At 44.1% G+C, this 16,523-nt stretch carries 3 protein-coding genes; all 3 read left to right on the forward strand.

The window, feature by feature from the left end; all coding sequences use genetic code 11:
• Nucleotides 1-503 precede the first annotated feature (503 nt).
• Entirely contained in the window at nucleotides 504-14,873 is a 14,370-nt protein-coding gene (locus tag VIM89_RS16785) for an MBG domain-containing protein (protein WP_488157332.1), read from the forward strand.
• Between the two features lie 20 nt (nucleotides 14,874-14,893).
• The gene (locus tag VIM89_RS16790) at nucleotides 14,894-15,805 is read left to right on the forward strand and encodes a PorP/SprF family type IX secretion system membrane protein (RefSeq protein WP_488157333.1); all 912 of its coding nucleotides are present in this window, start codon (nucleotides 14,894-14,896) and stop codon (nucleotides 15,803-15,805) included.
• Between the two features lie 157 nt (nucleotides 15,806-15,962).
• Complete coding sequence (locus tag VIM89_RS16795; protein ID WP_488157334.1) at nucleotides 15,963-16,508, forward strand: CAP domain-containing protein; 546 nt, start codon at nucleotides 15,963-15,965, stop codon at nucleotides 16,506-16,508.
• Nucleotides 16,509-16,523: the final 15 nt, after the last annotated feature.

Below are 16,523 nucleotides of genomic sequence, written 5' to 3' on the forward strand. Positions count from 1 at the left end.
GATTATAAATAATTTATAATAAATTAACTTGCTCGTCAATTTCCTCTGATTTATCTAATAAGCCATTTTCCACAATTGCTTTAATTGGCCCTTTAATCCTATCAACCTATAAGAAATACCGGCTAAATGTGGTTATTTTTCCCAATAATTCCCCAAAGGACAATTCATTATAATATTTATTAAATCACAATTAAATTCATATAAAATACATAATGTACTAATAATCAATAATTTATTGTTATAAATATTTAAATAAATACAGTATATAAAATATTCCACACTCTTATTAACAAATTAACTATCTGATTATCAATTAACTAAAATTGATCTTTTTTATTAATTAATACACCTATAAATTAAACCATAAAGACAAAAATAGATTAAAAGGCAACTTTCTGTGGTTTGGCACAGGTGGTATAAATATTGAAGTATGTGCCTGCATAATTTACTAAGTACGAGCAAGATAGAGTGCTTGGTAATTAAAAACCTTAAATCACGATATTATGGCTGCTAAACTTTTACTCCGTAATCTTCTGACCGTAATTAAAAAGTTCGCTTTACCACAAGGGTTAAGCAGGAACCTTGCATTTGACAGCAATCAACAAGCATTGGATCAATGCGACAGTTATTATATAGCTGAAGCCCGGTGTCCGGGCCAATTGCCTCGGTCGGAGAAAAGGTTTAATCTTTTCTCAGTGAAAAGCATGATAGTAATAGCAGTATTTGCTATTGCTGGTTTGACACTAACTGATAAAGCAGCAGCCCAAACAAGGGTTACCAGTATTTCTGTTGGGTCTCAGGGAGGGACAGCAATTACCTACGGGACAGCAGGAACAGGTACTTATTCAATTTCATTGAGTAAATCGGGATTTGGTACCGGCTCGGATCAAATAAGCATAAACAGCTCAACAGGCTGGAATGGCGGAGCCGCTCCTACAGGGGTAACAGTAGCGTTTAATCCAACTTCACCCTATAATCCTAACGGGGTCAGTACCGTTGCCTTGACAATAACAACAACAACTGCGACTCCGGCAGGTAGTTATTCATTTACAGTTACTAACGTCGATGCTAATGGTGGCGGAACCAGAACATCAAATGGAACATTGTTAGTTGGGAAAAAGACCGTAACAATAACCGGCTTAACTGCGGGTAATAAACCATATGATGGGACTAACTCAGCAACCATATCCGGCACTCCAACTTTAAACGGAGTATTAGCAGGTGATGCCAGCAATGCAACCTTATCTGGTACGGGCGTTGGCACTTTCTCTTCAGCGAATGTTGGCACTGGTAAAACTGTTACAATAACTGGTTATACACTTTCCGGTTCGGCTGCAGGTAACTACAACTTAACTAACCCCACAACTACGGCAAATATTACCCAGGCGCCATTAACACTAACGGCTACAGGGCCGGTAGCAAAACCGTACGGAACTGCTTTAACAACAGGAACGAGCACGACTAATTTTACGGCTACAGGTACGGTTAATGGTGAAACGGTAACCAGCATTACATTAACACCAACCGGAACAGGTATATCGGCAACTGCTGCAGCAGGATCAACCTATACAGAAACCCCTTCTGCCCCAACCGGCACAGGGGGATTTACTGCAAGCAACTATAGCATATCGCCTGTAGCTTATAATGGAACAGTTGCGCAGAAACCATTAACAATAACTGCCACTAATCAAAATAAACCATATGGCACTGCATTAACCAATCCGACAACGAGTTCTACAGGCTTCAGCTCTTCAGGCTTGGTTGGTACTGAATCGATCGGCTCTGTAACCTTTAACTATTCTGCAGGTTATAATTCGACTGATGTAGCAGGCACAACAGGTATTATTACGCCTTCAGCTGCTGCTGGTGGGACATTCACTCCAGGCAACTATTCTATAACTTATAATAATGGTACATTAACAGTTGCGGCAGTTAATTTAACTGTAGTTGGTTTAACCGGTGTCGGTAAAATTTATGACGGCACCAATACTGCTTCAGCACTAAACGTTACAGGAACAGCTGCCTTAAGCAGTGGAGTTGTTAGCGGAGATGATGTCTCATTAAGCACAGGGACACTGACATATGCATTTAGTAGCATCAACGTTGGTTCCACATTTGTAAATGTAAGCGGATACTCACTTACCGGGGCACAGGCAAGCAATTACACCCTAACTCAGCCTACGCCATTAGCTACAACTATTACCGGCGCCCCATTGACTCTGACTGCTACAGGACCGACTAAGATATATGGTACTGCTATACCTACAGGCACAAGTACTACAAACTTTACAGCCACGGGTATGGTGAATGGCCAAACCGTAACAAGCGTAACCTTAACACCCGATGCAAACGGGGCATCCACCACTGTGGCCGCCGGATCGGCTTATACTGTTACACCTTCTGCTCCAACAGGAGGCAATGGTTTTTTGGCGAGTAACTACAGCATAACTCCCGTAGTGTACAACGGAACTGTTGCTCAAAAAGCGTTAATAGTAACAGGCGTAACTACAAGTAACAAGGTATATGATGGAACCACAACAGCTACTGTCACAGGTGGTACACTTTCAGGTGTTATTAATGGCGACCAGGTTACCTTTAATCCAAGCGGTACCTTTGCTACTGCAAATGTTGGAACCGGCATTGCGATCACTTCAACAAGTACAATCTCTAACACAGGCGCAGGTAACTACATCCTGACACAACCAACGCTTACCGCAAGAAATATTACAATTATATCATTGAATATAACAGGTCTTACCGCTAATAACAAAGTATACGACGGTACGATGAGCGCCACTATATCGGGTACTCCTGTATTAAATGGAGTTATTCCTGCTGAAGTTGGACAAGTTACGTTGGTAACAGGATCGGTAACTTCGGTATTTACGAGCGCAACCGTTGGCAATGGCAAAACGGTCAATGTAAACGGGTATAGCATTACGCAGCCGGCCAGCAACTATACATTGGTGCAACCTACTGCGTTAACAGCTAATATAACACAAGATACCCTGACCATTTCTAATCCTGTTGCAAATAATAAGCCTTTTGATGGTACAACTGCCGCAACAATTTCAGGAACCTTATTTGGTGTTATCGGCACTGACGTAGTTAACCTTGTCGGTACAGGTACATTTGCAACTTCATCTGTTGGAAATAATATACCTGTAACTTCTACAAGTACTCTAAACGGTGCATCAGCAGGTAACTATACTTTGAAACAACCAACCGGCCTTGCGGCAAACATTACAGGTGGTATTGATGAAAACGGCACATTAAACACATTCACTGCATTCGTAGGATCGGCCTCAACCCCACAATCATTCACAGTTGGAGGCCAGGGCTTAACAGCAAGCATCCTGGTAACCCCGCCGGCCGGATATGAAGTAAGCACTTCAGGTCCAAACAGCGGATATACCAGCTCTGTAACCTTAGGATCGGGTGAATCAACCGTACCTTATACAACTATTTGGATGAGGTTAAAATCTTCTGATGCGATAGGAACTTATTCAGGCAATATCGCTTTAAGCAGCATAGGGCAAAGTACTGTAAACGTGGCCGTAACAGGTAGTGTAACAGGTGGAATTACTGTGAGCCCAACGTTTTTAGCATTCAGCACAGCAAGCAACACAAATTCTGCAAGCCAGGCGGTGACCGTTTCAGCTACGGGTTTAACTGGAAATATTACTGTAACAGCACCTACCAGTTTCGCTGTAAGTACCGACAATACCAATTTTTCTAATAGCGTTACACTAACACAAAGCGGAGGTGTAGTTAATACCACGGTATATTTCAGGTTATCATCAACCTTTACCCGCAGCAACTATTCAGGTACTGCCACTTTTGCGAGCACGGGAGTAACTACCGTTAATGTTTCGTTAGTAGGTACAGTTTCAAGAGTAACAGTTATCCCTGCATTGTTAAATGCGTTTTCTACTATTCAGGGTACGCCATCAGCTCCACAGTCAATTTCGGTTACAACTTCATCTAACGGTACAATAACCGTAACTGCTCCTACAGGCTTCCAGGTGAGCAACACTTCAGGAGGGACATATGGTGCAAGTGCCAATCAAACCTTCAGCGGTACAGCACTCACCTTTTGGATAGAACTTGCGGGTACAAATGCCGGTACTTTTGGCGGCTCAACCGCAGGCAACTATGTTACTGTAGCTGAAAGTGGCCAGACCACTGTGAATGTTGGCGTTAATGGTACTGTAACAGCACCTCTTATTACAGAGACCGGCACATTAACTGCATTTAGCTCTATCGTAGGGGCGCCATCAGGTTCACAGTCTTTCGTAGTATCAGCTACCGGACTAACCGCGGGTGTAGTAATCACTCCTCCTGCCGGTTTTGAGGTAAGCTCAGATAATTCAAATTTCCAAAGTACGATTACCTTACCACAATCAGGAGGTTCGCTTGTACAAACACCTGTATATGTTAGGTTATCTGCGTCTAATCCGATTGGTCCGTATTCAGGAAATATAGCGCTGAGCAGCACAGGATTGACCAATGTAAATGTTGCTGCATCCGGTACTGTATCAGCAGGTTTTTCAACCAGCGGTGTTATAAGTGCACTTAGCACAGCCCAGGGTACGCCTTCAGCATCCGGGTCATTTACTGTATCAGGCGGTGGCTTAACTGATGTTGTAAATATATCTGCTCCATCGGGCTTTGAAGTAAGTTCAGATAACTCAAATTTTGGCGCAGCAGCAAGTCTTACACCAGTAAGCGGATCTCTTTTAGCAGTTCCGGTATATGTCAGGTTAGCTGCTGCCGATGCTGCAGGTGCTTATTCTGGCACTATTGCATTAAGCAGTACAGGTGTATCAGGCGCAAATGTTAGCGCATCAGGTAGTGTAATCGGGCCAATCGTAGAAACAGACGCATTAACTACTTTCAACTCGAATTATGGTACGCCTTCCTCATCTCAGCCAATTAATGTTTCTGATGCCTATCTGGTATCGGGTATATTAGTAACAGCACCAGCAGGATTTGAAGTAAGTACAGACAATACTACATTCAGCAATACTGTAACCGTTGGTTCTTCCGGGCTACTTTCGTCAACGACAGTATATGCCAGGGTATCAGCATCACCGGCCAGCAGTACACCATCGGGCAATATAGTTTTAAGCACTACCGGTACAAGCAGCGTAAATGTAGCAGTGAGCGGTAACGTATCTGCAGGTTTGCAGGAAATCGGCACCCCGACTGCATTCAACAGCACACAAGGAAGTCCTTCTGCTGCACAAACCATCACTATTTCCGGCATAGGATTAACTGGCGATGTATTTGTAGCTGCTCCAATAGGTTTTGAACTCAGCACAGACAATATAAACTACCTGGGCACGCTGGATATTCCGGCACCGGGCGGATCAATTTCTTCAACCGTTTACATAAGGCTGGCTGCTGCTGATCCGGCTGCACCGTATTCAGGTAATATAGCAATAACCAGTACAGGTGTATCGGGTATTAATGTTGCTGTATCAGGCACAGTATTAGGAAGCCAGACGATCTCCTTCCCTACTACAAATAATATTGTTTATCAGCCTACTTATAGCGCAGGCGGCACCGCAAGTTCAGGCCTTACCGTAAGCTACTCCAGCAGTAATACTGCTGTTGCTACTGTAGTTAACGGTAATATCCATCCAGTGGCAGTTGGTACAACTACCATAACCGCCACTCAAGCGGGTAACAGTAGCTATGCTGCTGCTACTCCGGTTGCACAAACATTAACTATCACCCCAATGCCGGTAACGGTTGACACCAGTTCGGTTACGATAACCACTAAAACATACAATCAATTAACTGCTGCAACGAGTACTGGTACGCTGGGGAATCTCTTACTTGATACTACGCAAACATTTGCTGCTGTGATCAATGGAGACCAGGTTGTAGTAAATAATCGTACCAACCCTTCAGGCGTGTTCTCAAATGCCAATGCCGGAACCGGGAAAATCGTTACTTTAACGTCACCGGTACTTGCAGGTGCTCAGTCCGGCAACTATAAGCTGATTATTAAAATGCACGGTACTATTAACCCGGCAACCGTGTTTATCAATCCGGCAGCAGGTGTTAACAAGGTATATGATGGAACAACAGCAGCTACCATTACAGGTACACTTAACGGTAAAATTGCAGGAGACGATGTAACAGTTAATCTTACAGGTGTTTTTGCAACTGCCTCTGTTGGTAATACCAAAGCAATAACATCCACCAGTACATTGAGTGGGGCATCAGCAGGTAATTATGCTATACAGCAACCAACTGGCTTAACTGCTAACATTACGCAGGCGCCTTTAACCATCACCGCGAATAATCAAAGCAAGCAATATGGACAGACATTTACTTTTGCAGGTACAGAGTTTACATTTGTGAACGTAAATAATACTGCTAACCCGGGAGCTCTTTATGCTTCGGATAATATTACGGGCGTAACTTTCACAAGTGCAGGCTCTGCAGCAAATGCAGGAGTAGCCGGAAGCCCCTATTCTATTGTACCAAGTGCAGCTGCAGGAAGTGGTATATCAAACTATAATATTACCTACGTCAATGGATCATTGACAATTTCGACCATACCACTGACTATTACAGCTAATGTGGTTAAGAATTATGGCACCGCATTAACAAACGGTGACCCATCAACTGGATTTACTTCATCAGGTCTTGCAAATGGCGAAACGATCGGCAATGTATCAATGGCTTATACCCAGGGTGCAGCTGCCAATGATCCCGTATCAGGATCGCCATATGTAAATGCTGCAACTCCATCTTCAGCAACCGGTGGTACATTTACAGCGAGCAACTATACAATTACTTATAATGTCGGAAATGTTGTTATTAAACCAGACACATTAACTGTTACAGCAACAGGTCCGTCTAAAATATACGGTCAGGCGCTAAGTGCAGGTACCGATGCAAACGACTTTACATATAGCGCTACGGTAAATGGTGAAACGATCACAAGCGTTACGATGACACCTGATGCTAACGGCTTATCAAGCACTGTTGCGGCAGGTTCGCCTTATGTTGTTACCCCTTCATTAGCGACAGGTAACGGTGGATTCTTAGAATCGAACTATTCTGTTAACTACGTTCCTTTTAATGGAACAGTGGGTAAAGACACCCTGAACATTACTGCCAAGGATGCGACCAAGGTCTATGGTACTACCCAGACCTTTGCAGGTACCGAGTTCAATATAACCGGTCTGCAGAATGGTGAGGGTATTGCTTCGGTAACCCTGACCAGTGACGGTACCCCGGCTTCGGCTCCTGTCGGTGCTTACGCCATTGTGCCTTCGGCTGCCGTGGCTGCCTCCGGTACCGATCTGAACAACTACTTCATCGTTTATAACAACGGTAATGACCAGGTGGGTAAAGACACCCTGAACATTACTGCCAGGGATGCGACCAAGGTCTATGGTACTACCCAGGCCTTTGCAGGTACTGAGTTCAATATAACCGGTCTGCAGAATAGCGATTCCGTTGCTTCGGTTACTTTAAACAGTGACGGCACCCCGGCTTCGGCTCCTGTCGGTGCTTATGCTATTGTGCCTTCGGCTGCTGTGGCTGCCTCCGGTACCGACCTGAACAACTACTTCATCGTTTACCATAATGGTACCGATGCAGTAGGTAAAGATACCTTGAGCATTACTGCATACAATAAAACAAAAATTTATGGTACTAGTCAGCCTTTAGCGGGTACTGAATTCAGTGCTGTGGGCCTCAAAAATGGTGATAACATTGGTACAGTTACCTTAACCACTGCTGCTATACCTGCAACTGCACCTGCCGGTAATTATCCTATTATCCCATCAAATCCGGTTGCTTTGGGAGCAACTGATCTGTCTAATTATATCATCTTTTATCACAACGGAAATTATTCGGTAACACCGGCAACGCTGACGATAACTGCCGATAACCAGAGCATATTCTTTGGTGACCCTATTCCATCACCACTGACCGCGAAAGATTCCGGATTTGTAAATAATGACAGCGTTTCGAGCCTTACTACAAAACCAACCATTTCGACTACGGCAGTTAATGGATCACCTGTAGGTAGCTATCCAATCCAGGTTACAGGTGCGGTAGACAGCAATTATACAATTACCTTTGTAGATGGTACGCTAACTATTAAAGCCGTTCCGATCACATTTAACAATATTCCAAACCAGGTATATGGCACTCCTGATTTCGCTCCGGTTGCGTCAAGCGCTGCAGCAATCACTTTCAGCAGTAGCAATACATCGGTAGCAACTATCGTATCAGGCCAGATCCATATTAAGTCTGTCGGTACAACGATGATCATTGCTAATAACGGAAGCACCACAGTGAGCCAACCACTTACTGTAACCCCTGCTGAATTAACCGTTACTGCAGATAATAAGTCCAAAAACTATGGCGATATACTCCCTGCCTTCACAGTAAGTTATAGTGGATTTAAGAATAGTGATAATTCATCAAATTTAACCAGTCAGCCTACTGCTAATACAACGGCAACACAATCATCACCGGTAGGCAGCTATCCTATTACAGCTAGCGGCGCGGCAGACTCGAATTATACTTTTAAATACGTTGCCGGTACATTAACTGTAAATAAGGCTGCAATAACTGTTACCGCTGTTGATAAGACTAAAGTGTATGGCGCTGCTAATCCAGCCCTTACAGTATTATACAGCGGATTTGTGAATGGTGATACGCCGGCCAGCCTGACACCCCAGGCTTCGGTTAGTACGTCAGCTACCGCCTTATCTCCAATAGGTACTTATACACTTACACCAAGTGGTGCAGTAGATTCTAATTATACCTTCAGCTATGTACCGGGTACATTAACCATCACTCCTGCTAGCTTAACTATTACCGCAAACAATCTAACTAAAGCGTACGGTGCAGGCATTCCGCCATTTACCTTTAGCTACAGTGGCTTCATGAATGGTGATAACGCAGGAAACTTGACTCACCCGCCTGTGGGTGCAACCACGGCTACAGCTAATTCACCTGTTGGAGCTTATCCTATTACTGTAAACGCTGCTGTTGACTCGAACTATAGCATTTCGTATGTTCCGGGTACATTAACCGTTAATCAGGCTAACCTGGTTATTACACCGAATAGTATCAGCAAAGTTTATGGTGCAGCCATTCCGACACTGACAGCAAACTACAGTGGTTTGGTTGGCAATGATACGCCAGATAGCCTGAATGTACAACCAGTATTGTCGACTACGGCTACAGCAAGCTCACCTATTGGCACTTACTTAATTTCTGCCTCAGGTGCTTCTGATCCGAATTATAACATCACTTATAATACCGGAAACTTAACGGTAACACCAGCTACATTGACCGTTACGGCTGACGATCAAACCAAAACTTATGGTACAGCTAATCCAACGCTGACTATCAGCTACAGCGGTTTCGTCAACGGTGATACCAAGGCAAGTTTAACTACTAAGGCTAAGGCAGCTACTACGGCTACAACTACGTCACCTGCCGGCAGCTATCCGATCACAGTGAGCGGTGCGGTAGATCCTAACTATACATTTAATTATGTTTCGGGCACCTTAACCGTTAGCCCTGCAGTTCTGACTGTTACTGCTAATGATCAGTCTAAGATCTATGGTGCAAACAATCCGGGCCTGACCGTAAGTTATAGCGGCTTTGTGAACGGTGATACCAAATCAAACCTGACTACGCAGGCAACAGCTTCAACTACAGCTACTGCAGCGTCTCCGGTAGGTACTTATCCTATCACACCAGCAGGCGCGACCAGCAATAACTATACATTTAATTATGTAAATGGTACGCTGACAGTGAATCCGGCAACACTTACTATTGTGGCTAATACATTGGCTAAAGTTTACGGTGCCGCTCTTCCAACATTAACTGTTGCTTACAGTGGTTTTGTGAATGGAGATACACCACAAGGTTTATTAGGGCAACCTGTAATTACCACAACAGCTACAAGCAGTTCACCTGTTGGTAACTATCCTATCAATGTAAGTAATGCATATAGTCCAAACTATAACATTAATTATTTACCTGGTACATTGATCATTACACAGGTAGCATTATTTATCTCTGCTGATGATCAGACCATGTCAGCCGGTACTGCCATCCCACCATTTACAGCAACCTACAGCGGTTTTGTAAATGGTGACACCCAGGCAAGTTTAACTACCCTGCCTACCATGTCAACTACAGCAACCTCCAGCTCGCCTGCCGGTACTTATCCTATTACTATAAGTGGTGCAGTGGATCCTAACTACTCTATTGCTTATGCTAATGGTACCTTGACAGTAATCAATACACCATTGACCTTTGCAGCGATTCCTGCACAAACTTATGGTGCAGGTGACTTTGATCCGGGAGCATCAAGTGGATCATCGATTACTTATACCAGCAATAATCCCGGAGTAGCAATTATCTCAAATGGCAAGATCCATATTGTGGGTGCCGGTACTTCGGTTATCACTGCTACAGCGGGTTCAGCCAGCTTAACCCAAACATTGATAGTGAATCCTGCACCTCTGACTATCATAGCCAATGGTGTAACCAAATCCTATGGTGTTGCATTAACTGGTGGTGCCGGTTCTGCCGGAACCTTCTTCCCGCTGGGCCTTGTTAATGGTGAAACTATTGGTAGCGTAACTATTAATTATGGTTCAGGATCAGCAGCAAATGCAGCTGTGGGCACCTATAATGGTTCAGTAGCAGTATCAGGCGCAACCGGCGGTACATTCAATGCTAATAACTATACTATCAACTATGTTAGCAATAACATTATCGTACAACCTGTTGCATTGACCATTACTGCAAATAATCAGTCTAAAAAATATGGTGCTATTAATCCTGGATTAAGTTTAAGCTACAGCGGATTTGTGGCTGGCGACTCACCGTCAAACCTGACTACTCAGGCTGTTGCAACTACTGTTGCCAATACAGGTTCGCCAATTGGTACTTATCCAATTATTGTAAGTGGTGCAGCAGATGCTAACTATACCATTTCATACGTAAATGGCACATTGACTGTAGGTAAGGCCTCATTGCTAATCACAGCAGATGATAAAACTAAATCCTATGGTTCTGTTAATCCATCTCTGACTCTTAGCTACAGCGGATTTGTAAATGGTGAAGATAAGGCATCGTTAACCACTCAGCCTACACCAAGCACCACTGCAAATATCAACTCACCTGTAGGAAACTATACCATCTCGGTGAGTGGTGCAGCAGATACAAATTACAACATTTCATATGTTGCAGGTAACTTGTCTATAACACCTGTAACGTTAACTATCAGTGCCGATAGTAAAACCAAAACATATGGTGACGCTAATCCGCCATTGACGATCAGCTATAGTGGCTTTGTAAATGGTGATGGCCAGGGTTCATTGTCATCAATACCTACTGCCAGCACTTCTGCAACTACATCATCAGGAGTGGGTTCTTATCCAATCACAGTAAGTGTTGCAGTAGATGCTAACTACAATTTCGTGTACAATTCCGGCACTTTAACTGTAACTCCTGCAGCGTTGACTATTACAGCTAATAATCAAACCAAGACCCAGGGAAGCGTTAATCCGCCATTAACATTAAGCTATAGCGGATACGTAAACGGCGATACTCAAACCGCCTTGTATACGCCACCTACAGTAACTACCACAGCAACTACATCATCGCCAGTAGGTTCTTATCCTATAACCGTAGGTGGTGCCGATGCTGATAACTATACCATCAGCTATGTTCAGGGTACATTAACTGTTACGGGTACTCCGTTAGCATTCGGTCCGATAGCGCCTAAAACTTATGGTGCCGGTGACTTCAGCGCTAATGCAAGCAGCTCAAATTCAATAAGCTATAATAGTAGCAATACAGCCGTTGCAACTGTTAGCTCTACCGGTAATATTCATATCGTAGGTGTTGGTAGTACAACCATCACAGCGAACGATGGAGTAACCAGCATACCACAACAATTAAATGTAGCTGCTGCTGCATTAAGCATCACAGCCAGCACTGTGAATAAGACTTATGGTACAACCCTGACCAGTCCTGCAAGTTCAGCAGCCTTTACTTCATCAGGTTTGGTTAATGGTGAAACCATCGGTAGCGTAACTATGACTTATGGTTCTGGCTCTGCAGCCAATGCATCCGTAGGAACTTACAGCGGATCGGTAACACCATCTGCTCCTACAGGCGGCACATTTAATGCAAACAACTATGCAATTACTTATCAAACTGGTAATATAGTTGTAGGTGCAACTGCTCTGACAATCAAAGCTAACGATGCAAATAAAACTTATGGTGCAACATTGACCAGTCCGGCAAGTTCAACTGCTTTCACTTCTACAGGCCTGGCTAATGGTGAAACCATCGGTAGTGTAACCGTCGCTTACGGTACAGGTTCGGCAGCTAATGCAGCTGTGGGAACCTACAGTGGATCCGTAACGCCATCTTTAGCTACAGGCGGCACGTTCACTGCAACCAACTATGCAATTACTTACCAAACCGGTAACATAGTGGTTGGTACAGCTGCACTGAGCATCAAGGCTAACGATGTAACCAAGGCACAAGGTACAACCTTAACCGGTGGTGCAGGTTCAACTGCCTTTACTCCAACAGGTCTGGCTAACAGTGAAACTATCGGTAGCGTAACTATTGCTTACGGCACCGGTGCCGCATCAAATGCAGCTCCTGGTACTTATACCGGCTCTGTAACACCATCCCTTGCTACAGGCGGTACATTTACTGCAAGCAACTACGCTATTACCTACCAAACCGGTAATATTATAGTAACAGCCAACAATACATTAACCTTCAATACTATTCCAACTAAGGTTTATGGTGCTGCTGACTTCAGCCCTGGTGCTACTACTACCACGGGTTCGATCACTTACACCAGCGGTAACACTGCCGTAGCAACTATTGTGTCTGGCAACATTCACATAGTGGGTGCAGGCTCATCGATTATTACGGCAAGCAATGGCACAAGCAGCCTGCAGCAAACGTTGACGGTAAATGCTGCTCAGCTGAACATCACAGCTAATGTTGTGAACAAAGCTTATGGCGTAGCCTTAAACAACGGATCTTCAACGGCCTTTACTTCAACTGGTCTTGTTAACGGACAAACCATCGGTAGTGTTACTATGACATACGGTACGGGCTCTGCCGCTACTGCAGCAGTAGGAACCTATACCGGAACCGTAACACCATCTGCTGCTACAGGCGGTACATTTAATGCAAACAACTATGCTATTACTTACCATACCAATAATATAGTTGTAGGCAGAGCCGCGCTAAGCATTACAGCCAATGTTGTGAATAAAACTTATGGTGCAACGCTTACCGGCGCTGCAGGATCAACTGCCTTTACTTCAACAGGTCTGGCTAACGGTCAAACCATCGGCAGTGTAACAATGGCTTATGGTACAGGTTCGGCAGCTACTGCTGCTGTGGGTACTTACACCGGAACCGCAACACCATCTGCGGCTACAGGCGGTACGTTCACAGCAAGTAACTATACCATTACTTATAATACAGCTAATATCGTAGTTGGCAGAGCTCCGGTGACGATCACTGCGGCCAACAAGACTAAAACTCAGGGTTCTGCAAATCCGGCATTAACTGTAACCTACAGCGGGTTTGTAAATGGTCAAACTAACACTGTGCTGACTACTCAGCCAACAGTGACCACTACCGCAGTGACCAACTCACCTGCCGGTACTTATCCTATCACAGCAAGCGGTGCGGTAGCTGCCAACTACAGCTTCACTTATGTGCAGGGTACGCTGACCGTAACCGGAGGAGCAGGCACGCTGACATTTAATGCAATACCATCTAAGGTATATGGTGCGGCTAACTTCAGCCCTGGTGCAACCGGTACAGGTACTATTACCTACACCAGCAGTAATACAGCTGTGGCAACCATCGTATCCGGCAATATCCATATCGTTGGCGTTGGAACTTCAACCATCACTGCAAGCAACGGCACAACAAGCCTGCAGCAGACGTTGACAGTAACTCCTGCTCCGCTGAGTATTACGGCTTCAAATAATGGTAAAACATATGGTACGACTATCTCAACATGGGTTGGTGCAACCTTCTTTACATCAAGTGGCCTGGTAAATAATGAAACAATAGGTAGCGTAACCATCACTTACGGCACCGGAGCTGCAGCAACTGCCGCAGCAGGTTCTTATGCCGGCTCGATAGTTCCATCTGCGGCTACAGGCGGTACGTTTAAGGCGGCAAATTATACTATTACGTATGTTGCCGGGACACTAACTGTGAACAAAGCAGTGCTGACTATTACAGCAGCCAATAAGTCTAAGACACAAGGGACTGCCAATCCAGCGCTGACTGTAACCTTCAGTGGATTTGTGAATGGTCAAACTAATAGTGTACTGACCACTCAGCCAACTGTAACCACTACTGCAACCATCAGCTCGCCTGCAGGCAATTATCCGATCACTGCAAGCGGCGCTGCAGCAGCGAATTACAGCTTTACATACGTGCAGGGAACATTAACGATAACTAATCCATCAAATGCAAGTATTATTTCGGTAAATAATCCAGAACACGTAACTTATGTGCCTGTAGACGAACCAGTTGTAAGACAGGCTGTATCGCCAAACGGTGACGGCATAAATGATGTTCTGCACATCGATAACATCGAAAGTTACCCTGATAACAAGGTAATGCTGATGAACAGAAACGGTACTACCATTTATGAAATGACCGGATATGACAACACAAACAAAGTATTTGACGGTCATTCAAACATCACTAAAGAGATGCAGTTGCCTGGTACTTACTTCTACATGATCGAGTACAAAGTGCTGGGTGAAACGAAACGTAAGACAGGTTATTTTATCATCAAGTATTAATGAACTTAAAAAATTGTAATATGAAAGCAATCAGAAAGTGGGGTATTTGCCTTCTATTCGTCCTGGGATTTGCGCTGGGCCTCAAAGCCCAGCAGCAACAGGAGTTCGGCTATACCCAGTACATGGACAATCTGACCCCTTTTAACCAGGCTTATTCGATGCTTGATAAAAACGGATCTGTAAGCGCCCTGGTTCGTAAACAATTTGTAGGCATTCAGGGCGCGCCGAGTACCTTTATATTCAACGGCAACCTGCCTATTGAGTCAATTAACGGTGCGTCAGGCTTACTGGTAATGAATGATCAGTTTGCGATCGAAACAAATACGCAGTTTAGTGCCTACTTTGCCAAATCCATCCAGATGAATGATGCTGATTTCCTGGCGGTTTCAATAAGCGGTGGCATAAAAAGCTACAGGGCTAGTTTTTCAACGCTTGACCCGACTGACCCTCAATTTAAAGATGATGTTCGTCAAACCCGTCCTAATCTTGGTTTTGGGGTGATGTATTATAGTGATAACTATTTTGTGGGCTTATCCATGCCTGAACTTACTATTACAGGCTTAGGCTCAGCTAACGTACAGGACAACACCAATTTCAGAAATCACTACTATTTTTCGGCCGGTTATATTACTGAGATAGCAGACGGCATCAAATTTAAACCGGCAACCCTGGTAGCTTATGCTAAGGGCGTACCGATGACAGCAAACTTATCGGGTACTATTTTCTTGAAAGATGTGCTTGGCATAGGGGTAAATTACCGCTCGGATAATGAAGCCGCCGGAGTTTTATCTGTTAATATGAATTCATTTAAACTGGGTTACAGTTATCAGTTTGGCACTTCATCAAGTAATCTGGGAGGATTTAATAACTCCATTCATGAAGTTACACTGACCTATCGCTTTGGCTCTAACATGACACCTAAGCTTTTATAAATCATACACTTTAATTAATTTGGTAAAAAGCCTTTCATTACGAAAGGCTTTTTTATTTGCCCCAGGCATCGTTTTTATTAACTATAACATTAAGCACGCCTATTACGTTATAGATTATTAACTACTTGGCCAGTCATTGGTAATTAAAGGCATTAGGATGAAGAGATTAGTATACCTTGTAATATGCGCAGCGATAGGCTTTTCCTCCTGTCAAAAGAACTCATCAGAAGTAAAACCAATAAGCAAAACTGATACTACAGAAACTACCGGCACCACGGGGACTACTGGTAGCACTGTCGCTACGGGCTTGGATAACGCAGCCATGTTGCAAATGGTAAATAATGTACGTGCCACCGGTTGCACCTGCGGAACAACAGTAATGCCTGCGGTTGCTCCTTTAACCTGGAATGATGTATTGGCTGCTGCTGCTTTGCAACACAGCCAGGATATGAATACGACCGGTAATTTCTCTCATAATTCGTCCGATGGTACTTCTTTTAGCGACCGCATTACCGCGGCCGGTTACACCAACTGGCGGGCACTCGGAGAAAATATTGCGTATGGCTATACAACAGAGCAGGCTGTATTTAATGGTTGGTTGCAAAGTGAAGGCCACTGCAAAAATATGATGAGCGCTTCTTTTAAAGAAATGGGCGCAGCTAAAGCTGGCACTTACTGGACGCAGGACTTTGGCGCGAAGTAATCGATTTAAAAATGC

It is taken from the genome of Mucilaginibacter sp. (assembly GCF_036568825.1).
Classification (GTDB): Bacteria; Bacteroidota; Bacteroidia; order Sphingobacteriales; family Sphingobacteriaceae; genus Mucilaginibacter.